We start from the raw sequence: 22,157 nt of genomic DNA, 5'->3' as shown, positions 1-22,157 counted from the left end.
ACGCGGCCGCCCGGACGCCCCTGCCTCACGCCCTCGGAGGGCGGCATGAATCTCTCCAAGTTCTTCATCGACCGCCCGATCTTCGCGGGCGTGCTCTCGATGCTCATCTTCATCGGCGGTCTGCTGTCGCTCTTCGCGATGCCGATCTCCGAGTATCCGGACGTGGTGCCGCCCTCCGTCGTCGTCCGCGCGACCTTCCCGGGCGCCAACCCCAAGGTCATCGTCGAGACCGTGGCGACGCCGATCGAGGAGCAGATCAACGGCGTCGAGGGCATGCTCTACATGTCGAGCCAGGCCACGACCGACGGCATCATGACGCTGACCGTCACCTTCCGGCTGGGCACCGACCCCGACAAGGCGCAGCAGCTCGTCCAGAACCGCGTCTCGCAGGCCGAGCCGCGGCTGCCGGCCGTGGTGCGCCAGCTCGGCATCGTCACGGTGAAGAGCTCCCCCGACCTGACGATGGTCGTGCATCTCGTCTCGCCCAACGGGCGCTACGACATGACCTACCTGCGCAACTACGCGGTGCTGAACATCAAGGACCGCCTGGCGCGGCTCGACGGCGTCGGCCAGGTCCAGCTCTTCGGCTCCGGCGACTACGCGATGCGGATCTGGCTCGACCCGCAGAAGGTGGCCGAGCACGGCCTGTCCGCGGGCGACGTCGTGCGGGAGATCCAGGCCCAGAACGTCGAGGCCGCGGCCGGCGTGATCGGTGCGTCGCCGGCCGTTCCGGGCCTCGACCTGCAGCTCTCGCTCAACGCCGAGGGGCGCCTGAGCAGCGAGGAGCAGTTCGGCGACATCGTGGTCAAGACCGGCGCCGACGGCGCGATCACGCGCCTGCGCGACGTCGCGCGCATCGAGCTCGGCGCTTCCGACTACGCCCTGCGCTCGCTCCTCGACAACAAGTCGGCGGTGGCGATCCCGATCTCGCAGTCGCCGGGCTCGAACGCGATCCAGATCTCCGACGAGGTCCGCCGCACCATGGCGGAGATCAAGCGGACCATGCCGGAGGGCGTCGACTACCAGATCGTCTACGACCCGACGCAGTTCGTGCGCGCCTCCATCGAGGCCGTGATCCACACGCTGCTGGAGGCGATCGCCCTCGTCGTGCTCGTGGTGATCCTGTTCCTGCAGACGTGGCGGGCCTCGATCATCCCGCTGCTCGCCGTGCCGGTCTCCATCGTCGGCACCTTCGCGGTGATGCACGTCTTCGGATTCTCGATCAACGCGCTGAGCCTGTTCGGCCTCGTGCTGGCGATCGGCATCGTCGTCGACGACGCGATCGTGGTCGTCGAGAACGTCGAGCGCAACATCGAGAGCGGCCTGTCCCCGCGCGACGCCAGCTACCAGGCCATGCGCGAGGTCTCGGGCCCGATCATCGCCATCGCCCTCGTGCTGGTCGCGGTCTTCGTGCCCCTGGCCTTCATCAGCGGCCTGACGGGCCAGTTCTACAAGCAGTTCGCCCTCACCATCGCGATCTCGACGGTGATCTCGGCGATCAACTCGCTGACCCTCTCGCCGGCCCTCTCGGCGCTGCTGCTGAAGGATCACCACGCGCCGAAGGATCGTCTCACCCGCATCCTCGACCGGCTGCTCGGCTGGTTCTTCCGCCGCTTCAACCGCGCCTTCGGGCGGGCCTCGAACGGCTACGGCCGCGGCGTCGGCTTCGCGGTGTCGCGCAAGGCCGCGATGATGACCCTCTACGTCCTGCTCGTCGGGCTGACCGTCGGCCTGTTCCGCCAGATCCCGGGCGGCTTCGTGCCGGGCCAGGACAAGCAGTACCTCGTGGGCTTCGCGCAGCTGCCCGACGGCGCGACCCTCGACCGGACGGAAGAGGTCATCCGCCACATGAGCGAGATCGCCCTCAGGGAGCCCGGCGTCGAGAGCGCCGTCGCCTTCCCGGGCCTCTCGATCAACGGCTTCACCAACAGCTCCAACTCGGGGATCGTGTTCTCGACGCTCAAGCCGTTCGACGAGCGGAGGGACCCGTCCCTCAACGGGGCGGCGATCGCGCAGTCGCTGAACAAGAAGTACGCCGCGATCCCCGAGGCCTTCATCGCGATGTTCCCGCCGCCGCCGGTGAACGGGCTGGGGACGATCGGCGGCTTCAAGCTGCAGATCGAGGATCGCGCCGGCCTCGGCTACGAGGCGCTGAACGACGCCACGAAGGCGTTCATGGCGAAGGCCGCCCAGGCGCCGGAACTCGTCGGGCTGTTCTCGAGCTTCCAGATGAACGTGCCGCAGCTCTTCGCGGACATCGACCGGACGAAGGCCCGTCAGCTCAACATCCCGGTGACGGACGTCTTCGACACGCTGCAGATCTATCTCGGCTCGCTCTACGTCAACGACTTCAACAAGTTCGGCCGCACCTACTCGGTGCGCGTCCAGGCCGACGCCCCGTTCCGGGCGCGGTCGGACGATGTCGGTCTGCTGAAGGTCCGGGCCGGTTCCGGCGAGATGGTCCCACTCTCTGCCCTGCTGCGCGTCCGCCAGACCGCCGGACCGGAGCGGGCCATGCGCTACAACGGCTTCCTGTCGGCCGACATCAACGCCGGCGCGGCGCCCGGCTACTCGTCGGGGCAGGCCCAGGCGGCGGCCACGCGGATCGCGGCGGAGACGCTGCCGCGGGGCTTCGCCTTCGAGTGGACGGACCTCACGTACCAGGAATTCATCGCGGGCAATTCCGGGATCTGGGTCTTTCCCCTCGCGCTGCTCCTGGTCTTCCTCGTGCTCGCCGCGCAGTACGAGAGCCTCGCCCTGCCGCTGGCGATCCTGCTGATCGTGCCGATGGGGCTGCTCGCCGCGATGTTCGGCGTGTGGCTGTCGGCCGGCGACAACAACGTCTTCACGCAGATCGGCCTGATCGTGCTCGTCGGGCTCTCGGCCAAGAACGCCATCCTGATCGTCGAATTCGCCCGTGAGCTCGAATTCGCCGGTCGGACCCCGCTCCAGGCGGCGATCGAGGCGAGCCGCCTCCGGCTGCGGCCGATCCTGATGACGTCGATGGCGTTCATCATGGGCGTGCTGCCGCTGGTGACAGCGACCGGCGCCGGATCGGAGATGCGCCGCGCGATGGGCGTCGCGGTGTTCTCGGGCATGATCGGCGTGACCGCCTTCGGCCTGTTCCTGACCCCGGTCTTCTACGTGCTGCTGCGTCGCCTGAGCGGCAACAGGCCCCTGAAGCATCACGGCGCCGCAGCGCTGGTCCCGGCGCCAGCAGCTGTGCCGGGCTCCGCCCCGGCCGATCACGGGATCCCGTCAGCCGCGCCGCTGCCACAGGCCTGACAGGGCGCGCCACGCCGGCGCCAGCACGACGTTCGTCAGCGGGATCAGCGCCCCGCCGACGACCAGCCCGATGAGGCCCGACACGAATGCGGTAACGAGCCACTCGACGAGGCCCGCGGCGAACGGCACGCGCGCCGCCGCGGCCTCCGCCATCGCGTGGGCGGCGTGCGCCGGTGCCGAGAACCCGTAGGTCTCGAGACCGTGCATCAGGATCCCGCCGCCGACCCAGATCATCGCCGCCGTCCCGATGACGGCCAGGATCTTGAGCAGGATCGGCATGCCCTTGACGACACCGCGGCCGAGCCCGCGGATCAGGCTTCCGAGCGGTGGGCCCGCGGTGCTGCGGGCGAGGGCCAGACCGGCATCGTCGGCCTTCACGATCAGCGCGACCACGCCGTAGACGCCCGCGGTGATGCCGACCGCGACGATGGCCAGCACCGCCGCCCGCATCCAGAAGCTGCCCTCCGGCAGCGCCGCCAGCGTGATGGCCATGATCTCGGCCGACAGGATGAAGTCCGTCTTGATGGCGCTCGCCACGCGCCGGTCTTCCCGGGCCTGATCGCCGCCGGCTCCACCCTCTTGGTCCGCCTCGTCGCCGTGGCCGTGATGGGCGAACACGGCTTCGTAGACCTTCTCGGCGCCCTCGAAGCACAGGTACGCGCCGCCCAGCATGAGGAGCGGCGTGATCGCCCAGGGGGCGAAGGCGCTCAGCGCCAGGGCACCCGGCAGCAGGAAAAGGATCTTGTTGCGCAGCGATCCGAGGGCGATCCTGCCGACGATCGGCAATTCGCGCTCCGCGGCGAAGCCGACGACGTAGCGCGGCGTCACGGCCGCGTCGTCGATGACGACGCCGGCGGCCTTGGTGCCGGCGCGCGCCGCCTGGCCGGCCACGTCGTCGAGCGAGGCCGCCGCGGCCCTCACCATGAAGGCGACATCGTCCAACAGGGCGATCAATCCGACGCTCACCCGTCCCCCCTCGTCCCTGACCGGTCCGCCAGACAGACGATCCGCGGCAGGATTTGATCCCTGACCGGCGAAAAATCGGCGGACCCGGCCGTCGCCCGGGACTGGCTGCCCGCGCTCCCTCGCGCCTAGCGCAGCGCCAGGGCGTCGAGCCATCCGTGCGCGGCGGCGTAGCGGATGATCTCCGCGCGCGTGCGCAGGCCCAGCTTCTCGGCGGCCCGCGCCTTGTAGGTCTCGATGGACTTCACGCTGAGATCGAAGCGCCGCGCGATCTCCTTGTTGCTGAAGCCCTGCGCGATCAGCCGGAGCACGTCGGTCTCGCGCGGGCTCAGCGCTTCGGCCGACGGCTCGGTCTCCGCGCCCTGCGCCGGGGCCCCGGGATGCGCCATGGCGTGGCTCGCCACCGAGGGGTCGAGGTAGATCCCGCCCGCCGCGACGGCGCGGACCGCGCGGAGCAGGTCCTCCGCGGCCGAGCGCTTGAGGAGGTAGCCCCGGGCGCCCGCCTTGAGCAGCGGCTGAACGTAGGCCGCGTCCTCGTGAACCGTCAGCACCAGCACCCGCGTCCGCGGGCACGACCCGGCGACGCGCTCGGTCAGCTCCAGGCCGTTGAGGCCCGGCATCGAGACGTCGACGACGGCGACGTCCGGGTCGGCGGCGTGGATCATCGGCAGCGCCTCGCTGCCGCTGGTGGCCTCGCCGACCAGCTCGATCTCCGGGTCGGCGTTCAGGAGCGTCCGGATCCCCGCGAGGACGATGGGATGGTCGTCGGCCAGGGCGACGCGGATGCGGTCCGTCATGCGCTTCTCCTCAGGTCTCGGGATGTTCCGGAATCGGGATGGTGACGAACAGCGTCGTACCGATGCCCGGGGACGATTCCAGCGTGAGAGTCCCGCTCAGGAGCGACAGCCGCTCGCGGATGCCCGACAGGCCGAGCCGCAGCTTGGCCGGCGCCTCGCCGCCGGCGCGCTCACGCTGCTCGTCGGCGTTGAAGCCGGTGCCGTCGTCCTCGATGACGACCCGCATCTCGCCCGCGCGCTTCTCCACCGAGACGCTGACGCTCGCGGCCCGGGCGTGCTTGAGGACGTTGGTCAGGGCCTCCTGCACGATCCGGTAGACGGCGGTCTCGATCGCGGCCGGCAGCCGGGTCGCCTCGCTCAGGAACTCCAGGTCGGCGCGGATCCCGTGCCGCTGGCTCCAGTCGCGCAGCAGGGTGGCCAGGGCCTCGCGCAGGCCGAGATCGTCGAGGGCGGTCGGCCGGAGGTCGACGGCGGCCCGGTGGATGTCGCGGCCGATCTCCCCGGCGAGCGATTGCAGCCACTCCACCTGCCGGCCGGCCTCGGCCGTGGCCCCGCGTGCCAGGAGCCGCTCCATGCTCTTGAGGCCCAGCGACAGACCGGTCACCGTCTGGCCGACCTGGTCGTGGAGTTCGCGGGCGATCCGGCGCTGCTCGTTCTCCTGGGCCTCGCCGAGGCGGCGCAGCAGCGCGAAGCGCTCGGCCTCCGCGCGCTTGCGCGGCTCGATATCCGACACCACGCCGTAGATCAGTCCGGCCGGGGTATGCTCGTGGAGCTGCGGCACGCGGCCGGCGACCCGGACCCAGCGCGGCTCCCGACTCTCCTGGGTCACGCGGAACTCGACGTCGAGCGGCGTGCCCTCCGCGAGGCTCCGGCGCAGGGCCTCGCTCAGGCGCCCGCGATCCTCGGGATCGACCGCCTGCAGGACCGTGTCGGCGTCAACGGCGCTGTCGCGCCCCTCGGCGGCGGCCGGCCAGCCGAGGAGATCGGCCGCGCGGGGTGAGCCGGTGACCCGGTGCGCGACGGTGTCCCAGCGCAGCGTGCCGAGTTCCGCGGCCTCGGCGGCGACGGCGCCCTGTTCCTCGCTGGAGCGGAGCGCGAGGGAGAACCGGGCCTGCTCGCCCGCCCGGCGCTGCGCCATGTCGCGGCCGACGAGACCGACCAGTGCCAGGGCGAGCCCGATGCTGACGAAGCTGCCGCCACCCAGGACGGCGTAGGACCGCGAGACCGGCGCGTTGAGCGTCGCGACCGGCATCCCGAAATGCACTGACCAGCCGCCGGTATGCTGCAGGGTCCGGTAGACCACCTCGACATCGGCGCCTTCCAGCGTCGGTCCGGTGTAGAAGCCGTTCGGGGCGTTCCGGATCGCCGCCTGGAGCGCCGGGTTCGCCGGGTGGCCGAGCTCCTCCACCTCGGCCCGGGTCCGGGCGATCGTGTTGCCCTCCGCGTCCACGATGGTGCCGACCCAGCCCTCGGGGGCGCCGGCGTCGCGCAGGATCGAGCTCACCGCGTTCGTGGCGAGCCGGATCGAGAGGACGTAGCGCAGCGTGCCGTCCCGGATGACCGGCACGCGCAGCGCGACGAGGCGCTTGCCCGAGATCGAGCCGGCCGGGCCGATGCCGCCGATCACCGGCTGCCGCGTGCGCACCACCGCGTCGAAGCTCGTCCGGTCCGAGGTCGGTCCGAGTTCCTCCTCGAGGGACCGGAGAAGATTCACGATCTGGGCGCCGTCCGGTCGCGCGAGCTCCACCGTCTCCCAGAGCGGGTGCGCCTGCCGGAGGCGCACGGCCTCGGCGTAGAAGGCCGCGAGGTCCGGCCGGTCGAGGGTCGCGGAGGCGGCCTCGGCCTCGAGGACGGCGATCTGGGCGGCGATGTCCGAGGCGACGCGCTCGGCCACCCGGGTCGCGCTGGCGACGGCGGCGCTCCGGGCGAGGTCGCGCTGCTGCTGTGCCATCAGCGTCGCGACCCAGCCGCTGAGCAGCAGGACCGGGATCGCGGCCGCGAGGGCGAGGGCGACGAAGGTGCGGCGGCTGCCGCGGCTCAGCTGGAGCTCGGGCTTCCGGATCGCGGTGTCGCGGGCGCGAACATTCATGCGGCCGTGCGCGGACACGCTGCGCGCCGGCCCGGACCCGTCCCCCATCGCTCGGACGGCCCGACGCCCCTGTCTCGCCGTCCCGCGCGCACCGTCGCCCGCCTCCCGTGTCCCCGCATCGGCCCGTAAGCTCACAGCTCTCCTACGGGAAAGTCGGGCCGCCGTCAGGCCGGGGAGGCGGGGTCGGACGCGGCACCGGCGTCGGAAAGGGCCGATCCGGGCAGCATCCGGGCGGGGTGCGGCATCCGCGTCGCGACCGCCCACGAGGAGCCGTCGTAGCCCTCGTACCAGGCCCGGCGCTCGCGCGACTCGCCGGGATAGGGGCAGGCGTCGCGGGGCCGACCGACGGCGCGCGCGCGGGCGCCCTGTTTGACGATGTCCATGAGCATGGGCGCTGATCTCTCCGGCCGCTCGGGAGCCTGTCCCGCCGGGTCAGAAGCGCCGAGTTCGAACGGCCAAGCAAGCTGTTTCGAGCCGGGATACCGCTCACACCGACGCCTGTCGGGAATATCCCGACAGGCCGTGCGTGCGATGATCGATTGACCATTGCACGAAAGCGGCACCGGGTCTTTCGGGGATCGCCCCGATCCGTCCGAATGATGCGCGGAGAGACACGAGATCCTCGTGTCGTCGGACGCGAGGATCACGCGTGCCCCGCCGACGTGGGCGTGGCGTGGAAAGTCGACCGGGAGGCCGTGACGGCCCGGCCTCCCGGTCCGGATGCGCCGCCTAGTAGGCGCAGCCGTAGCCGACCGGCGCGTAGCCGTACCCGTAGGGCCGCCCGTAGGCCGCGCCGTAGAGATTGGGCCGTGCAGCGGCCGCGAGGCCAAGGCCTGCGCCGGTCGCGAAGCCGACCCCGCGATAGCCGCCCCAGCCACCCGAGCGATACGCGTGGGGCCGGAAGCCGTAGCCGGCGGGGCGGAAGTGGACGCCGCGATATCCGCGGTAGCCCCGGTGCCGCCGGTAGTGCCGGTGGAGACGGTGATGGCGGTACCGGTGGAGACCGTGGCGCCGCCCCCTCCAGACGCCGTGGCCCAGATGGTGGGGCCCATGATGGAAGCCGCGGCCGTGGGGTCGCGCCTCGCTCGACGGGGCGAACAGGACGAGGCTCGACAGCGCCGTGAGGGCGATCGCGAGACGTTTCATGGGCTGAGCTCCAGAGACGGTGAAGGACGTCCGCACGGATCGGACCCGATGCCGGATCCGACCGCGCGGCGCGGTCTGTCGGGACGGCGATGCCGGCCGCCATCGGGGGCCACCGCGCATTCCCCGGGACGCGCGGACGGCGGGAGACCGCCGGTCGCTGTCCCGCAGGCTCATCTGTGTTGCCCGGCGCCGATCAGCAGTCGGAGAGATCGGCAATCGTGTCAGGGTCGGCCCGACATGCCCGGGCGACCGAGCTGGACTAGCTTGGCCGTGGACATTCGCGCGCGCTGCACAGGGGGACGGCATGCGGAAGGCGTTGGGACGGCCGGTGCAGAGGGCGCGATCCTGGTACCGGCGCTACGGACGCCTCGGCGCGCCGCGGACGCCGCGACCGGTCAAGCAGGGCCCGCAGGCCGCCCCCGGACGCTCGCTGGAGGACTGGGCGCGGTTCGGCGGCGGTCTGCTCGGCCCGGAATCCGCCGATGCCCCGCGTCCTGAGATCCGCGCCGATCGAGGGGCCGCCCTCGGCATCCCGATCAGTCCGCCGGGCTGAAGACGTCGTCGCCCACGAAGATCATCTCGCGGTCGATCTCGGGGGGATCCTTCTGCGAGCCGTAGGCGAAGAACAGGCGCCGGGTCCGGCCATCCGCCGTGGTCAGCGTCAGTGTGTGGCGATCGAGGGCGTAGCGCCCGCCCTCCGGCGCGCGCCGACGGGCGATCGCCGTGCCGACGCCGGTGCTCGCCCCCGAATTCGTCGCGCCGACCGAGCCGCCGCGGCCGTAACTCCCGTCCGCGTGGAAGTCGTAGCGGCTCTCGACGGCGATCGCGACGTCGCCGCCCAGGGCTGTGTTGCCGCCGCCCGACAGCCTTCGGTACGCCCGCGCCACCCGCTCGCCAGAGCCGGCCGGGAAGGCCCGGAAGAAGCTGCCGTCGCCGAGGGCGTAGTCGTTCGCGCGGCCGCGCGCGTCCGTCAGGACGAAGCCGGCGCCCTTGGCACTCCACCGCCCGAATCGCTTGGGCCGTGCGGCCCGCTCGGCGGCGAGGTCCACGTCTTCGAGCGCGGTGTCGGCGATCTCGTAGTAGGTTCCGTCGCGCAGGAAGATCAGCGGCTCGAAATCGATCGTCATGAGACCGCCGACGCCGAATCCGGTGGTCGAACGGAAGTACACGCCCTCGACCGAATCCCAGTTGGCGGCGTGGCGCGGGGGACCGGCCGCGTCCGGGGCGGAGGGAGCCGGGGAGGGAGCCGGCCGCGCGTCCGGCACGGGCGGGCTCTCCGCGACCGGCGGCGGCTTCTGGGCCGCGCGTCCGGCCCGGCCCTTCGGCACCAGCCCGTCCTCGGTCAGCGCCAGATTCCGCAGCGTGGCGACCGGGATGAACTCGTTGGACAGGCCCGCCAGGAAACGCGGCAGCACGCCGAGCCGCTTGGCCGCCTGCCAGCCGGCATGGTGGAGAACGGCGCGCAGCTTGACCTGCTCGGCGAAGGCCGCCCGCGTGGCCGGCTGGGACAGGGGCGGCCGTTCCGCCATCGGCGCCACGAACCGGGTCCGGATCGCCCGCAGGGCCGCCGCGCTCGGCTCGACCGTCGCGTCGTTGGCGACCATCCATTGCAGGGCGATGAAGGCGGTGAGCACGTCGCCCGCATCGTCCGGCCGCAGCGGCGTCCCGTCGAGGAAGCCGCGGAAGACGCTGTCGTAATCGTGCTGGGCCAGCTCTCGCGCCGTCTCGGCCGCGGCGATCGGGTTCGTGGCGCGCTGGTCGCGCACCGCCCGCGCGACCGTGGCGGCCCGCAGGTCGAGCGTCGAGTCGTAGGGGAGGGCCGGTCCCTCCACCTCGGTCGCCTGCGCCCGTGCCGGGGTCGCCGTCACCGGGATCGCCAGGCTCGACAGCGGGACGGCTGCCACGCCGAGGCCGAGCAGCGCGGCCGCGCGCCGGAAGGTGAACCGCATCATCGCCGCAACCACGCTCGAAGGATCATCAGCAGGCCCTGCACGACGGTGAGCAGCAGTGTCAGGGCCATGAAGGGCAGGAACGGGATCAGCAGCCAGCCCGTCATCGTCAGCGTGTAGAGCAGGCCGCCGATATCGTGTCCGGCCACCGGGCAGGGGTGCGTCCCCGCCTCGTTGACGGTGCAGCCGGTCAGGCTCGTCAGCGCGAGGCCGAGCGAGAAGGGTACGACCGGCAGCCACGTGATCAGCAGCAGGATGAGGATCACGCGCAGGCGTCGCCGGGACGGGCTCGGCCGCGCCATCGTGGGGATGGCCATCGGTCACAAGCCCCGCGCGGAGCCGGGGCGGCCGCGTCTCGCCGCGCCGCTCATGGCTGGCGGCGATAGAGGCCGCGGAAGGTGACGTTGACGCCTCCGCAGGCGAGGTTGTCGTCGACGACCAGCCAGGGGCCGACCCGCCGCAGCCAGACCTTGCAATCGGACGCGTCACCGGCCTCGACCGGCAGCGCCCCGTTCTCGCCGACGGCGAAGCTCGCCGCGGCGCCCTGCGGGGCGACCGTGCCGGCGAATTCGCCGATATGGACGCCGCCGCGGCGCGCCCGCTCCGGATCCCCGGCGCCCCAGGTGGCGTCGCCCCCGAAGGTGAGCAGCCCCGGCTTGTCGGCCTGGGTGATGCGGATGCGCGCCTCCGCACGGGTCCAGGTGCCGAGCCAGTCCGCAGGCGCGACGGCACCGGGTGGCTCGACGGCGACGGCCTCGCCCGGGAGCCAGCCGGTCCGGCCCATCTCGTCGCCCGCGCCGCGATAGTGGGCGCAGACATAGGCGCCGCGACGCTCGCCGAGGATGACGGGATCGGCACTCACCAGGTAGGCGCGCTCGCGGCAGGCGGCGCTCGGGTCCGGGCAGCCGGCGCGGGCGAGCCCGTCCTTGACGAAGGCCGTGCGCCCCGGCGCGCTGATGCGCCCGAAGGTTGGGGGCGCGCCGGACGCGAGCGAGGGGGACCGCCGGCACTCGTTCTCCTCCGCGCGCGCCGGGCCAGCGAGCAGGGCGAGGGCGGAGACCAGGAGCAGCGGGGCGAGGAGCGGCGGGCGCATCGGGAAGGCTCTCGTTGTGGGTGCAGAGGTCGGTCAGCGCATCGCTACCGAGGCGGCGACACGGTCGGCCCTGTCCAGGGCGTCGGGGCGACCGGCATCGGCGAAGCCCAGCACCCGCAGGTAGCGCTGGCCGTCGAAGACCATCGTCTGCGTCACGCCGAGGGCACGGCCGCTCTTGGTGTCGGTCCCGGTGCCGCGCAGCCGCACGACGACCGCCTCGCCGCGACTGGACCGCGCCTCGTCCGTGACGTTCACGTCGGCGAAGTCCTTCTGCGCCGCGAACAGCCGGCGGGCGACCGCGACCTCCGCACCCGCCGGGACCGGCGCCTGACCGAGCGAGGGCGCGACGACGATCACCGGCTGCTCGCGCTCGGGATCGACGTCCTTGGGTCCCTCGGTGAGGAGGAGGCTGTTGCCCGCGAAGACCGCGGCCGGCCGGTAGCCCGCCATGTCGCCGACCGTGTAGGGCAGCGCCGCGACCTGATCGGTCAGGCTCGCCTTCGCGCGGAACGCGATCGTGCGGAGGGCGGCCTCGACGGAAGCGGCGGGCACCTGCCGGGCCGCCTTCTCGGGCACCTGCACGGTGACGAGCCCGGTCCCGGGGGCGCCGCGCACGACGGCGACCCATTTCGCGTAGGTCAGGCCGTTGGCCGGCTGGGTGCCGCGCAGGACGAAGCCCTCACCGCCCGCGACCGGCAGGGGCTCGGCCCCGCCCTTCACCCGGAAGCCCGTGGCGGCCAGCGCCTCGGGGGTGAACCGGCCATTGATCTGGTCCCAGGCCTCCGGCGGCATCTCCACCAGGATGATCGACGCGCCGGCCGGATGCTCGAAACCGGCGAAGCGCCGGCTCACGCTCATCCCGGCCGGCGGCGTCAGGCCGAGGGCACCGGCGCCCGGAAAGACCGGGTCGGCCCGGGCCTCGCGGGCCGCGATCGCCAGGGGCGCGAAGACCAGTCCGGCCAGGATGACGCGCCGCGCCGGGCGTTGCGGGACAAGATGGGAGAGGGCGCCGCGCAGGCGCTCGCGAACCGACATGGTCAACCTTCAGGGAACGGTGGGACGACGAGGCGGGGAAGGCGAGGTTCGGCTACCGCGTCGCCACGCGGCTGATGACGAAGGTGTTGCCTGAGAACTGGACCTGACCCGGCGCGCTCATGTGCTCCAGCATCAGGCGGAGGTTCCGGCCGAGCCGGGCGGAATCCGAGCGGGTCTCGTACCAGTACTCGGTGCTGGCCCCGCTCGCGCGCACCGGACGGTGGTGCTCGTAGCAGCGGAAGGCCGCAATGTACTCCTCGGCCGCCTGGACCTCCTGGGCCGAGAAGCCGCTCAGACGGACGACGTAGGCGCTGGGCAAACCCCCGCAGCCCTCGCCGCCGGGCGCCGCCGCCACGGCGCCGCCGACCGGAGCGGCGTCGGGGGGCGCGGCGCCGGCATCGGCACCGCGGCGGGGCGCTATGACGCCGTCGAGCTTCGCGGTGAGGGCGGCCGCGAGGTCGGCGGCCACCGTCTTCGCCTCGGCGCCGACCCGCTCGAGCAGGCACTCGCGGTCGCATCCCTGGGGCAGGGGCGGCAACTGGAGCCCGGCCACCTCGAACGAGCCGAGCGACTGACCGGTGCGGACGTTGAGGAGGCGGCCGGGGATACGGATCTCCGGCCGGACGATATCCGAGTAGGCGGATTTCGACGCCGACGCGTAGATCTGGAACACCGCCACCACGTCGAGCGGCGGATTCTGGACCGCGCGGGCGACCTCGATCAACTCGGCATCCCGCCGGCGCACCCGGTTGGCTTGGGTGAACCCCATCGCGACGGCGGTCTCGTCGTAGACGTTGTAGCCGCGCAGATTCATGGTCTCGGACAGCTCGTGGATCACCCGCTGGAAGATGCGGTTGCCGCGGGGCACCGCGTCCTCGTCGGCGTCCTCGCCCATCACGACGACGTTGGGCTTGGTCTGCGCCCGGGCCGGTGCCGCGTAGGCGGATCCGAGCGCCAGGACGGCGAGGCAGGCGGCGCGGAACGCGGTGGTGCGGAACGCGGTGGTGCGGACGTGGGGCATCGGGATCCTCCAGGACATCGCGGGTCTCTCCGTCTTCGGACCGTCGGTGAGGCGAGTTGGCGTCATTCGGCGCAGGGACGCGGGGTCGGAGCCGCGCGGAAATCGTCCAGGTCGAGATCCGTCCGCAGGCGCGGGTCGGCCAGGTCGCTGCACGGACCATCCGCGACCGGCAGGACGAAGCGGAGGGCACCGCTGCGGGCCGGCGCGATCAGGCTGACCTCCACCCTGCGGTTCACCCGTGACAGGGGTGCGTCGGGATCCTTCGGCCGCGCGGGTCCCCAGCCGTGGACGCGCAGGCGCTCCGGCGCGATGCCGTAGGTCTCGACGAGATGCGCCTTCACGGCCCGGGCTCGGGCCAGGGAGAGGCGGCGGTTGTAGGCGCGGCCGCCGGCGGCGTCGGTGTGGCCGGCGATCAGGAATCCGTGGCCCGCGAGCGGCTCGGCGCGCAGGGCCTCGCCGAGCGGTTCGAGCTGGATGCGCGCTTCGGGGGTCAGGCGCGCGCTGTCGTAGGCGAAGAACACGGTGAGATCGATCGACCGGGCGGGAACGACGCGGACCGCCGGGCCGCCGTCGTCGGGGCTGACCGCCAGCGGCCGCGCGGGCGCTCCCGGATTGCCGTCGGCGAACGGCGCGAGCGACCGGATGATCGCGGTCGCACCCGGGTTCGCGGCCCGCGCCTCCTCGGCCTCCGCCCGCTCCGCGGCCGGGTCCCGCGGCGGAGGCGCTTCGTCCGGCTGCGCTGCCCGGGCACCCGGCACCTCGGTGAGCGGGTTCGCCCGCGCGGGCGCGGCCAGCGCGAGGGCGAGGCCGACGGCGAGCAACAGTCCGGAGCGGCCGAGGCGCGCCCGCGCGGCGCGCGGCAGATCGTGGGTCCGCATCGCTTCCCCTTCCAGTGTCCCGGGCCTTGCTTCGGCCCCTCTCACCCCGTCCATGGGCGGCCCAGAGCGATTTTCGTCGCGCGGCCTCGCGATCTTCGCGACGGCGCTCAGCGTCCCCGCAGGATGGCGTTCATCCCGGCCGGATCGAGGGGGCCGTCGGTCGCCGGCCTGCGTCGGGGTGCCGGGCCGGGCCCGACCGGCCCGGTCCCCGGATCCGCGGCGGCGACCGGGCGCCCCTGGGCTGCCGCGATCCGCGCCAGGGTCGGGCTCCGGCCCAGGATCGCCGAGAGGCGGGTCGCGCTGTTGAAGCTCGTCGGATCCTTCGGATCGAGGCCACCCTCCTTGTGGAGCGCGATGCCGGCCACGGAGGCGTCGAACATGAGCGACCCGGACGAGCCGCCGAGCGTGTCGCAGCGGTGGCGCAGGTCAGGGCCTTCGGCCTGGTCCTTCACGGCGAAGCAGCGGAAGCGGCTCATCACCTTCGGACGTCCGAGGGGATGGTGGATGACCAGCATCGAGCGGTTGGCCGTCACCGGCTCGCCCGAGAGCCGCGCGGCGCCGTAGGTCGCGGTCGGATTGCCCGCCACGCGGGCGAGGGCGAAGTCGAGGCGGGCGTCGAACTCGACGGGCTTCGGGTCGATCTCGAACCGGCGGGAGCCTTTCCCGTCGAGGGTCAGGTAATCCATCAGGATCGACGCCTTGACCGGGCGCAGGTCGCCCGATTGCGGCAGGCAATGGTGGTTGGTCAGCACGTAGTCGCCGGTCAGGAGCGTCCCCGTGCAGGAGGCACCGACCTGCTGCCCGGTGCGGCCGTTCTGGAGCACGATGTCGACGCGGCCGATCGGTCGGGCGAGGGCCGCGAGGCCGTCCTTCGGGTCGAGCTCGCTCACGGGCTCGAAGGCGCCCTTGTTCTGGTCGACATAGGCGGCCGCGTCGCCGGTCGTCTGGCGCAGGGGCAGCTGCGCCCGGCCGTAATCGGCGGGATCGAAGCCGACGCTCTGCGCCCGCGCGGCATCGCCGCGGCCGAGCACGATCAGCGCGCAGGCCGTTCCCAGAAGGAGTGGGCCTCTCCGGCGCATCGCGATCATCCTCTCCCTCCTCTCGGTCCGCGGATCGGGCCAGCGCTCGCGGGGTCGATCGACAGCATTCGCAACACGCCGGATTCTCATCAGCGCGCCAGGGTGTGGACCAGGCGGCCGGCAACCGCGCCGGTTCCGGCCTCCGGAACGGCCTGGACCGTGTAGACGAGGTTCTGCCGCGCGCCCTCGCGCAGGAAATAGCCGAGCGCGCCGTCCGCCAGCCGGACGGCCGGGAGGGCGGCGTCGCGCAGTTCCGGCCCGACCTGCACGCGCAGGCCCGGCTCCGCTCCGATGGCGAGCCCGCACAGGTCCGGCGTGAGGCGGCTCGCGGCCAGGTGATCGCCCGACTCCGCCGGTACCGGGCGCCGCTCGGGCGGATCGGCTCCGAAGGCGACGCGACGGCAGGAGGAGCCCGCCGGGGCGCGCAGCTCGGAGACGTGGATCGGCGACGCGATCCGGGCTTCGATGCTGGGGGGAGGGCTGGCGGGACCGGCCGGCGCGTCGGGGCGCGGCTCACTGACGGGATCGGGCCGCGTGGCCCCGAGAGCGAGCACACCGGCGAGGCCGGCCGCCGCGACGGCGCCGGCCGGCAATGCGAGACGCCACCATCGCCGCGCCGGCGGCGTCTCGGCCCTCTCCGGAGGCCGCGGCGCGGTCAATGCGGCCAGGGCTCCCGGCACGCTGTGCGACGGCAGGATCCGCACGTTCCGGCCCATGCCGCGGAAGACGGCTTCGGCCTGCGCGCGCTCCGGCCCGTCCGGCAGGAGGACCGCCAGCGCGGCGTCCGGAGCTCCGGCGATCGTCGCGGCGGAGCGCTCGATCTTGTCGAGGAGCGCGTAGTCGCCGGGCAGCACCGCGAGGTCGAGATCGACCGCGCCGGTCGCCCAGAGGATGAGATCGGCCTCCTCCGGTGCCGCGGCGAGCGGGTGGCCGCCCTCGGCGAGGCCGTGCGCCAGGCAGACCGGAACCTCCCAGGAGCGTCCGGCATCGAAGGAGCCCGACAGCCGCAGTTCGTGGGGCTCCGGCGTCCGGCCCGTCCACCGGGCGAGCGGACCGGCGGCCCCGCAGAGCCGGGCGTAATCGGCCGACCACGGCAGCGGGCGATAATCGCCGTCCGCGAAGGCGGCCGGGGCCGGAAGGCCGGGGCGCGGCCTGAGTCCGCGCAGCACCAGCGGTCCGCGGGTCGTGGGCACCACGACGAGGATGGCCGGACGTGTCATGCGCGGGCCGGTCTCCCGGACGGGCCGAGACCGGCCTGCCGGCTGGTCCGACGGCTCGTCAAAGCAGGAACACCGCGCAGGCCGGGTCGCGGAGCATCCGGCCCATGAGGGCCGCGTCCGGCACGGCCGGGTCGAGGGCGAGCACCGCCGCGCCTTCGATCGCCGGACCGAGGTCGAGCCGGACCGTCTCGTCGCCGAGCCACGCCTCGATCACCCGCGGCATCTGCCCCGACTCGCCGCGCAGGACGAGGAGCGGAGGCGCGCCGTCCGCGGCCTCGAGGATCTCCAGCGCGTAGGCGCCGACCCGGCGCCGGAGAATCGCGCCGTCCGAGGCGGCCGCAGCGAGCGGCGCGTGGGCGAGCGCCAGGGCGCCGAGCATCGTCCGGTAGCGCCGGGCCGTCGCGGCGTCGCCGCGGATCGCCCGCACCGTCGCGAGGTCGACCGGACCGTCGGGCGCCCGGGTCGCGTGGGCCCAGAGCCCCGCGTGGTCCGGCCGGGCGGTCGTCGCCGCATCGCGCACGAGGGCGCGGGCCGCGTGGATCTCGGCGAGGAGCCGTGCCGCGTCGCTCACGCCGCAGCCTCCCCGGCATAGGCCGCCGCGAACGCGACCGCGAAGATGTCCCGATCCGCCGGGAACAGCGCGTCCAGCGGCCGGTGCCGGGCGAGGCCTTCGAGCGACCGCTCCAGGTCGGCCGCCGCCTCGGCGAGGCGCAGCAGCGCCGGTTCGGCGGCCGCGAACCCGGCCGAGAGCCCCTCCCGATCGTCGAATCCGGCGCGGCGGACGCGGCGCAGGTCGGCCTCGGCGGCCTCCAGCGCACCCCGCACCGCCTCGGGCAGCGCGTCGCGATCGGCGATCCGGAGGGCCGCCGCGATGCGCAGCATCCGGCCGAGATGGGCCGCGAGCAGTCCCGCGCGCGTCCGGAGTTCGGCGTAGCTCTCGGCCTCCAGGCAGGTCGCCCGCTCGGCGATGGCGGCGCCGCCGCCGCCGCGGCGCAGGCGGTTGGCGATGCCCGACTGGACCCGGCCGAAGCTCACGGCCCGGAGCGTCGTCAGCGGGCGGGTCCGGTGGTAGGGCTCGAGGCGCAGGAAGTCGGCCAGGTCATCGCGCTCGGCGCCGGTGAGGATCTTCGGGCCCTCCGGCCAGTCCGCCAGCAGGGTCGCCAGCGCCGCGGCGGGTTCGGCGGCCGCGAGATCGCCCAGGGCCGCGTCCAGCCGCTCCTCCCAGCCCGCGTGGGCGTCGAGGGCGGCGGGGGCCGAGAGGGCGTCGAGGCCTTCGAGGAGGCGGCCGGCCGCCTCGAAGGTCACGAAATGCTCCGCGACGATGCGGAAGCCCGGCCGCTCGCCCGTCGCCATCTCGGCGCGCCAGAAATCGAGGATGTCGTCGTCCGCGACGGACCGGCGGCCGCCCAGGAAGGTCAGGAGCGCCCGGAAGCGCCGCTCCAGCGGCGCCAGCGGCAGATGGGCGTTCCGGTAGGCGGCGAGATGCCGGGCCAGCCGCTTGGCCAGGATCGCCGCGCTTTCCGCGTCGGGCGCGGCGGCGAGTTCGTCGAGCCAGCCCGCGACGGTCGCGAACTGGACCAGGTCCTCCGCGGTGAGCACGAACTCGGCCAGCGCGAGGAGCCGGGCGAGCCCGGCCCAGCCGGTGGACCAGGCGGTGCCGAGCACGGGGCCGCGGTCGTCGACGGCCGGGCCGCCGCCGAAGCGCGCCGAGAGGGCGGCCGGTCGCGCGAGGCCGGGGTCCAGGGCGAGGGTGATGAGATCGCGCCCGTCGCGGGCCCCGGCCGCCTCGGCCAGCGCGGCGAGGGCGTGGGCGAGGTCCCACAGGGGCTTGTCGCGGTTCGGGCGCACGGCACCCGTGACCACGCGGGCGAGCCAGGCACGGTCGGCGCGGGAGAGATCGCGGCCGTCGCCGATATTGGCGAGGTCGGCCGCGCAGCGCTCATCGTATCCGCCCGTCATGCGCCTCCCGGTCGCGGGCTGCCACGCAACCCCTTGTGATCGTTCGATTCGCCTTATGGTTACCTCGCGACCGGCCATCCGTCGACCTCCGGCGGCCATCCGGGCGCCACCCGTCTGCTCTGGGCGGTCCAGACGCGGTTCTGATCCCGTCGCGCTCCGGCTCAGCGCACCACGACGCGCGCGGCGGCCTCCGTGACCCCGGGCGTCGCCCGGATCCGGTCGAGGAGGTCCAGCACGTCCGGGGGCTGCAGGAGACGCGCCTCGCCGTCGGCGCCCGGCGCCGCCGCCAGCCACCGCGCGGCGAGCTCCGGCGGCAGGCCGCCCGGCACACCGAAGCAGGCGAACAGGTTCTCGAAGGGCTCCCCCGCGACGATCTCGTCGAGGCCGTAGCCCCGTGGATAGCGCCGCGAGTCTCCCGGCTTGAGGGCCAGCTGCGAGGCCGGGTTGTCGCGCACCGGCAGGGCGACGAAGGCGGTCTCGTCGGCCGCGACCACCCAGCAGTACAGGTTCTGCGCGACGCGGGACTCGATGCGCATCTCCAGGCGCTGACCGGCCGCGAACGGCGTGGCGGCGGCCGCCACCGAGAGGCGGCCGGCATCCGTGCGCGCGGTGGCGGCGAGGTGGTCCAGGAACGGCCGCGGGACGGGATCGCAGCCGAGCCCCTCCGTCGCGATCCGGCGTCGCCCCGTCGGGGCCAGGACAGCGCCGTCGCGCTGGAACTCGACCTCCATCCAGGATTGCCGGTCGTGGTCCGTGCGGAAGCGGCCGCGCGCGGTGACGGTGCCGGCGCAGGCGCTGCCGGGCGGCCGGCGGCGCACGTCGAGGCGCGCGCCGCGGAGCACCCGATTGGCCGAGCGGGCCTCCGCGTCGAGGGCGATGACGAGGCGGTCCGTGAGGGCGCCGGCGCAGGTGGAATGGCCGCCTTCCGCCACGAACGGGCAGACCTCGACGGCGCCGGCATTCGGTGCGGCCTGCGCGAACGCCTTCACCGCACCGTCCATGACCGCGTCGACGTCGGCGACGCCGGCGCCGACATGGATCGGTACGACCAGAGGGTCGCTCGTCGCCTTGCAGGCGGCGCTCTGCGTCACGGCCTGGAGCCGGAGGGAGGCGGTCTCGCCGGCCCGGCGGGGCTCGACCAGGAACACGGCCGCGTCCCCCGCGAAGGCGGACCGGATCTGCGCCTCGGCCTCCGCGCCCGAGAGGCCCGTCGTGCCCTCGCGCAGGGCCTTGATCCGCACGACGTCGGCCGCCGCCGCCAGCCTGACCCGGCCGGTCGCCTGGAGCCGCGTCTCGACGGCGAGGCGCACCTCCTCGGACTGCTCGCGCGACAGGGCCGTCTGGCCGGGCTCGACGCCGACGACCGCGAGCGTCAGGTCCGGCCGGCCGGCGCAGGCCGCCACCGCGTCGAGGAACGGTGCCAGCGCCTGCGTCGCGGGGTCGGCGCGCGCCGTCGCCGGGGCGAGCAGCAGCGCGGCGAGGAGGAGGCGCCTCATTCGGTCTCGTTCGCCCGGGCGTACTGATCGAGGGCGCGGACGAAGACCGGATTGAACCGCCCGTCCAAGGCACCGATGTAGTAATCCGCGTCCTTGATCGCGCGCTGCACCGAGCGGATCGTCTCGGGCTTGAGCTTCTGGGCGGCGGTGTCGGTCGCCGAGACGGAGGCGGCGCCGAGTTCCCCGTGCTTCAGCGCGCGCAGGACCATGTCGGCCGAGCGCACGCCGGGGAAATACCGCCCGAAGCCGTTGTCGATCAGCGTCGCCATCGTGGCCATGGCCACCGGGTCGCCCCGGTCCGCCGCTTGCCGGAAGAGGTCGAAGCCCTGGCGCAGGTCCTTCGGGAAGCCGTAGGCGCCCGTCGCGTAGTGCGGCACGAGCTTGCTGATCGACGCGACGTCGCCCCCGGCCACGGCGCGGCGATACAGGGCGACCGCCTGCGCCTCGTCCTTCGGGATGCCGTTGCCGTACTCCAGCATCCGGGCGGCGTTCGCCAGCGCCACGACGTTCCCGCCCTCGCCCGCCTGCCGGTAGAGGCGGAACGCCTCGGCCTGCTGGCGCTTCACGCCCTGGCCGTTCTCGTAGAGGGCGGCGAGGTTGTTCAGCGCCGAGATGCTCCCGGCTTTGGCGGCGCGGTCGTAGGCGGCGAAGGCCTCCTTGTAGCGGTCGGTCCGGTCGTAGGCGCGGCCGAGCTGGTAGGAGAGCCGGCGCAGGTCCGGATAGGCGGCCGCGGCCCCGCGGCAGGCGTCGATGGCGGCGGCGGGCTCGATCCGGCCGAGCTTCACGCCCGCGACCCCGCTCGGACGGTCGGGATCGTCCGTGCCGGCGGCGAGCTCGTCGCAGCGCTTGACGCGCGGATCGGCGCTCGGGTTCTTGCCGCCGAGATAGCCCTCGGCGAGGCTGCGATAGGCGCAGACCTCGCCACAGGAATCGAGATAGGCCTGATATTGCCGCTGGGTCCCGAACTTGGCCCAGTTCTCCTGGTCGATCGCCGCCGCGTCCCGGCGCCGCCCGGCCAGGAGCCTGTCCATGGCCTGAGGCCGGTACAGGCAGGTCTCGCCGCAGGCGCCGATATAGGCCTCGAAGCCCTCCCGGGTGCCGAGCGCTTCGGCCCGCCGCCAGGCCGCCTCGTCCCGGATGGCCTCGACCCCCTTCGCGACGGCCGCCACCGGCAGGGAGGCCTTGAGGACGATCGGGGCCTCGTCGATCTCGGGTACCTGCTCGCGGCCCGACGCGCGGCGGGCCGCGTCCTCCACCTCGCGGCGGAGGTAGCGCTTCAGCTCCGTCCACTGCACGAGCCCGTCGCCGTCACCCTGATGGTCCCGCGCGTCGGCGAGGCCCGACACGCCCATCAGGAACCGGCTGGTCAGCAGGCCGAGCTTGTTCACCTCGTCCCAGTTGGCCGGTGTCGCGCCCGATGTCGCCACCAGCCGGACGATGCCGCCCTCCGTCTTCGGCCGGGCGGGCGCGAAGCCGGGTGCGGACACCGCCAGCAGGCTCTCGCCCTTGCGGCCGGTCTCGCCGGTGAAGCAGGCATCGACCATCACGACGAGCTGGTGGTCGGCGCCGATCTTGCGCTTCACGAGCTCGAGGTTGCGGTACAGGGTCTCCAGCGTGTACCCGCTCTCGCCCTGGTTCGGGTTGCCGTCCTCGGGCAGCAGGAACGGCTGCTTGGTGGCGAGATCCGGGACGCCGTGGCCGGAATAGTACACGAAGACGTTCGAGCGGCCCTCGCGCACGCTGCGCCAGAGGCGGCCGGATTGCGGGTTCCGCTCGGTGCCGAAGACCTGGTTGAACTCGTTGAGGGTCGCGTCCTTCAGGAGGAAGACGTTGCTCTCGCGGTAGCCCAGGCGCTCGATCAGGTAGGCGCGGATCGCCTCGGCATCGTTGTGCGCGTAGTCGACAGGCACGGTCTGCTTGTAGCTGCGGTTCCCGATCACCACCGCCACGGCATCGGCATTGTCGGCGAAGGCTGCCGGATCCGGGGCAGCCCTGGCCGGCGCGAGCGGGGCGAGGCAGGTCATCCCGAGTAGGATGAGCGCGGTGCGGGCGGCCCGCCGCAGCGCGGATACCGGGTTGGCTCTCGGCAAGCGCGTTCTCCTGTCCGGGTCGCGGCCCGGTTTCATCGTCCTCGGAGCGGGGCGCGC

Annotated in this window: 19 protein-coding genes; 2 read left to right on the top strand and 17 right to left on the bottom strand. The window is 73.5% G+C overall.

Translation table 11 applies throughout. From position 1 onward, the window contains the following. Positions 1-45 precede the first annotated feature (45 nt). The gene (locus BLW78_RS15755) at positions 46-3,285 is read left to right on the top strand and encodes an efflux RND transporter permease subunit (protein ID WP_091680701.1); all 3,240 of its coding nucleotides are present in this window, start codon (positions 46-48) and stop codon (positions 3,283-3,285) included. Here BLW78_RS15755 and BLW78_RS15750 read toward each other — a convergent pair. From BLW78_RS15750 to BLW78_RS15730, 5 genes are all read right to left on the bottom strand, one after another. Continuing rightward, positions 3,259-4,251 carry a DUF808 domain-containing protein gene (locus BLW78_RS15750; RefSeq protein WP_091680699.1) on the bottom strand — a complete coding sequence of 331 codons (993 nt, stop codon included), beginning with the start codon at positions 4,249-4,251 and terminating at the stop codon, positions 3,259-3,261. The genes BLW78_RS15755 and BLW78_RS15750 overlap by 27 nt on opposite strands. Before the next feature lie 125 nt (positions 4,252-4,376). Beyond that, complete coding sequence (locus BLW78_RS15745) at positions 4,377-5,045, bottom strand: response regulator transcription factor (protein WP_091680698.1); 669 nt, start codon at positions 5,043-5,045, stop codon at positions 4,377-4,379. A gap of 10 nt (positions 5,046-5,055) precedes the next feature. Beyond that, positions 5,056-7,134 carry an ATP-binding protein gene (locus BLW78_RS15740; protein WP_091680884.1) on the bottom strand — a complete coding sequence of 693 codons (2,079 nt, stop codon included), beginning with the start codon at positions 7,132-7,134 and terminating at the stop codon, positions 5,056-5,058. A 164-nt stretch (positions 7,135-7,298) separates the two neighbouring features. Continuing rightward, complete coding sequence (locus BLW78_RS15735; RefSeq protein WP_020094563.1) at positions 7,299-7,523, bottom strand: ribosome modulation factor; 225 nt, start codon at positions 7,521-7,523, stop codon at positions 7,299-7,301. 340 nt (positions 7,524-7,863) lie between these two features. Beyond that, positions 7,864-8,280, bottom strand: a complete 417-nt coding sequence (locus BLW78_RS15730) for a hypothetical protein (RefSeq protein ID WP_091680696.1) — start codon at positions 8,278-8,280, stop codon at positions 7,864-7,866. Between the two features lie 304 nt (positions 8,281-8,584). On the opposite strand from BLW78_RS15730, the gene BLW78_RS15725 reads away from it, so the two are divergent. Next, entirely contained in the window at positions 8,585-8,833 is a 249-nt protein-coding gene (locus BLW78_RS15725; RefSeq protein ID WP_091680694.1) for a hypothetical protein, read from the top strand. Here the strand turns inward: BLW78_RS15725 and BLW78_RS15720 are convergent. The 12 genes from BLW78_RS15720 to BLW78_RS15665 all read right to left on the bottom strand — a co-directional run bounded on the left by BLW78_RS15720 (position 8,817) and on the right by BLW78_RS15665 (position 22,100). After that, the gene (locus BLW78_RS15720) at positions 8,817-10,232 is read right to left on the bottom strand and encodes a hypothetical protein (RefSeq protein WP_091680692.1); all 1,416 of its coding nucleotides are present in this window, start codon (positions 10,230-10,232) and stop codon (positions 8,817-8,819) included. The genes BLW78_RS15725 and BLW78_RS15720 overlap by 17 nt on opposite strands. Beyond that, positions 10,229-10,546, bottom strand: a complete 318-nt coding sequence (locus BLW78_RS15715; RefSeq protein WP_091680690.1) for a hypothetical protein — start codon at positions 10,544-10,546, stop codon at positions 10,229-10,231. The genes BLW78_RS15720 and BLW78_RS15715 overlap by 4 nt, the downstream gene beginning before the upstream one ends. Positions 10,547-10,596: 50 nt before the next feature. Further along, positions 10,597-11,322: a hypothetical protein gene (locus BLW78_RS15710; RefSeq protein WP_091680689.1), complete on the bottom strand. Its 726-nt coding sequence runs from the start codon at positions 11,320-11,322 to the stop codon at positions 10,597-10,599. Between the two features lie 33 nt (positions 11,323-11,355). Beyond that, positions 11,356-12,357, bottom strand: a complete 1,002-nt coding sequence (locus tag BLW78_RS15705; RefSeq protein WP_091680687.1) for a hypothetical protein — start codon at positions 12,355-12,357, stop codon at positions 11,356-11,358. 52 nt (positions 12,358-12,409) lie between these two features. Next, positions 12,410-13,396 carry a hypothetical protein gene (locus BLW78_RS15700; protein WP_244526957.1) on the bottom strand — a complete coding sequence of 329 codons (987 nt, stop codon included), beginning with the start codon at positions 13,394-13,396 and terminating at the stop codon, positions 12,410-12,412. 44 nt (positions 13,397-13,440) lie between these two features. After that, on the bottom strand, positions 13,441-14,256 hold the full coding sequence (locus tag BLW78_RS15695) for an OmpA family protein (protein WP_091680683.1): 816 nt from the start codon (positions 14,254-14,256) through the stop codon (positions 13,441-13,443). A gap of 107 nt (positions 14,257-14,363) precedes the next feature. Further along, positions 14,364-15,344 carry a trypsin-like serine peptidase gene (locus tag BLW78_RS15690; protein ID WP_091680681.1) on the bottom strand — a complete coding sequence of 327 codons (981 nt, stop codon included), beginning with the start codon at positions 15,342-15,344 and terminating at the stop codon, positions 14,364-14,366. A gap of 80 nt (positions 15,345-15,424) precedes the next feature. Beyond that, complete coding sequence (locus tag BLW78_RS15685; protein ID WP_091680679.1) at positions 15,425-16,555, bottom strand: hypothetical protein; 1,131 nt, start codon at positions 16,553-16,555, stop codon at positions 15,425-15,427. Between the two features lie 58 nt (positions 16,556-16,613). Beyond that, on the bottom strand, positions 16,614-17,126 hold the full coding sequence (locus tag BLW78_RS15680) for a hypothetical protein (protein WP_091680677.1): 513 nt from the start codon (positions 17,124-17,126) through the stop codon (positions 16,614-16,616). Next, the gene (locus BLW78_RS15675) at positions 17,123-18,514 is read right to left on the bottom strand and encodes a hypothetical protein (RefSeq protein WP_091680675.1); all 1,392 of its coding nucleotides are present in this window, start codon (positions 18,512-18,514) and stop codon (positions 17,123-17,125) included. Before BLW78_RS15675 ends, BLW78_RS15680 begins: the two co-directional genes overlap by 4 nt. 161 nt (positions 18,515-18,675) lie before the next feature. Beyond that, the gene (locus BLW78_RS15670; RefSeq protein WP_091680674.1) at positions 18,676-20,010 is read right to left on the bottom strand and encodes a hypothetical protein; all 1,335 of its coding nucleotides are present in this window, start codon (positions 20,008-20,010) and stop codon (positions 18,676-18,678) included. Then, positions 20,007-22,100 carry a caspase family protein gene (locus BLW78_RS15665; RefSeq protein WP_091680672.1) on the bottom strand — a complete coding sequence of 698 codons (2,094 nt, stop codon included), beginning with the start codon at positions 22,098-22,100 and terminating at the stop codon, positions 20,007-20,009. Before BLW78_RS15665 ends, BLW78_RS15670 begins: the two co-directional genes overlap by 4 nt. Positions 22,101-22,157 lie beyond the last annotated feature (57 nt).

This window comes from Methylobacterium sp. 275MFSha3.1 (genome assembly GCF_900108435.1).
In the GTDB taxonomy this organism is placed as follows: Bacteria; Pseudomonadota; Alphaproteobacteria; order Rhizobiales; family Beijerinckiaceae; genus Methylobacterium.
This window is presented reverse-complemented; position numbering and strand designations above follow the sequence as displayed.

What these genes read in the sequence shown, in the direction of transcription:
- BLW78_RS15670 (WP_091680674.1), bottom strand. Translation starts at nt 20,010, where the DNA reads ATGAGGCGCCTCCTCCTCGCCGCGCTGCTGCTCGCCCCGGCGACGGCG.
- BLW78_RS15720 (WP_091680692.1), bottom strand. Translation starts at nt 10,232, where the DNA reads ATGATGCGGTTCACCTTCCGGCGCGCGGCCGCGCTGCTCGGCCTCGGC.
- BLW78_RS15715 (WP_091680690.1), bottom strand. Translation starts at nt 10,546, where the DNA reads ATGGCCATCCCCACGATGGCGCGGCCGAGCCCGTCCCGGCGACGCCTG.
- BLW78_RS15705 (WP_091680687.1), bottom strand. Translation starts at nt 12,357, where the DNA reads ATGTCGGTTCGCGAGCGCCTGCGCGGCGCCCTCTCCCATCTTGTCCCG.
- BLW78_RS15695 (WP_091680683.1), bottom strand. Translation starts at nt 14,256, where the DNA reads ATGCGGACCCACGATCTGCCGCGCGCCGCGCGGGCGCGCCTCGGCCGC.
- BLW78_RS15730 (WP_091680696.1), bottom strand. Translation starts at nt 8,280, where the DNA reads ATGAAACGTCTCGCGATCGCCCTCACGGCGCTGTCGAGCCTCGTCCTG.
- BLW78_RS15690 (WP_091680681.1), bottom strand. Translation starts at nt 15,344, where the DNA reads ATGATCGCGATGCGCCGGAGAGGCCCACTCCTTCTGGGAACGGCCTGC.
- BLW78_RS15685 (WP_091680679.1), bottom strand. Translation starts at nt 16,555, where the DNA reads ATGACACGTCCGGCCATCCTCGTCGTGGTGCCCACGACCCGCGGACCG.
- BLW78_RS15675 (WP_091680675.1), bottom strand. Translation starts at nt 18,514, where the DNA reads ATGACGGGCGGATACGATGAGCGCTGCGCGGCCGACCTCGCCAATATC.
- BLW78_RS15725 (WP_091680694.1), top strand. Translation starts at nt 8,585, where the DNA reads ATGCGGAAGGCGTTGGGACGGCCGGTGCAGAGGGCGCGATCCTGGTAC.
- BLW78_RS15755 (WP_091680701.1), top strand. Translation starts at nt 46, where the DNA reads ATGAATCTCTCCAAGTTCTTCATCGACCGCCCGATCTTCGCGGGCGTG.
- BLW78_RS15700 (WP_244526957.1), bottom strand. Translation starts at nt 13,396, where the DNA reads ATGTCCTGGAGGATCCCGATGCCCCACGTCCGCACCACCGCGTTCCGC.
- BLW78_RS15735 (WP_020094563.1), bottom strand. Translation starts at nt 7,523, where the DNA reads ATGCTCATGGACATCGTCAAACAGGGCGCCCGCGCGCGCGCCGTCGGT.
- BLW78_RS15710 (WP_091680689.1), bottom strand. Translation starts at nt 11,322, where the DNA reads ATGCGCCCGCCGCTCCTCGCCCCGCTGCTCCTGGTCTCCGCCCTCGCC.
- BLW78_RS15740 (WP_091680884.1), bottom strand. Translation starts at nt 7,134, where the DNA reads ATGAATGTTCGCGCCCGCGACACCGCGATCCGGAAGCCCGAGCTCCAG.
- BLW78_RS15745 (WP_091680698.1), bottom strand. Translation starts at nt 5,045, where the DNA reads ATGACGGACCGCATCCGCGTCGCCCTGGCCGACGACCATCCCATCGTC.